This is a genomic window from Mesorhizobium sp. M1A.F.Ca.IN.020.06.1.1 (assembly GCF_004023265.1).
In the GTDB taxonomy this organism is placed as follows: domain Bacteria; phylum Pseudomonadota; class Alphaproteobacteria; order Rhizobiales; family Rhizobiaceae; genus Mesorhizobium.
On record NZ_RZSR01001652.1, the window covers coordinates 1 to 617 of the forward strand.

A 617-nucleotide genomic window follows, 5' to 3' on the forward strand; every position below is an offset into this window, starting at 1 on the left:
GTCTGGATGATCGTGCCACTGGTCTTTACGCTGTGGTTCTCGTTCCTCCAGTACAACCCGCTCAATCCGATCCGCGATGGGTTCGTCTGGTTCGCCAATTACAAGCTCTTCTACTCCAACCCCGCCTTCCTGCAGTCGATCATCAACACACTGACCATCGTCGTCAGTGTCCTGGCCATCACCGTGATTGGCGGCATCCTTTTGGCGCTGCTGCTCGACCAGCCGATCTGGGGTCAGGGCTTCGTGCGCATCCTGGTCATCTCGCCGTTCTTCGTCATGCCGCCGGTGGCGGCGCTTGTCTGGAAGAACATGATCATGCACCCGCAATACGGCGTCTTTGCCGATATTGCCCGCTTCTTCGGCGCCAACCCGATCGACTGGTTCGGTCAGCACCCGCTGACCGCCGTCATCCTGATCGTCGCCTGGCAATGGCTGCCCTTCGCGACGCTGATCCTGCTCACCTCGCTCCAATCGCTTGATGGTGAGCAGAAAGAGGCCGCCGAGATGGATGGCGCCGGCTTCCTCAGCCGCTTCTGGTATCTGACGCTGCCGCACATGTCGCGCGCCATCACAGTCGTCATCCTGATCCAGACGATCTTCCTGCTCTCGGTCTATGC

The 617-nt window shown here is 59.8% G+C and carries 1 protein-coding gene; it reads left to right on the forward strand.

The window, feature by feature from the left end; genetic code table 11:
• A partial coding sequence (locus tag EOA60_RS36150) for a sugar ABC transporter permease (RefSeq protein ID WP_164899933.1) occupies window positions 1–617 on the forward strand: 617 nt, incomplete at both ends.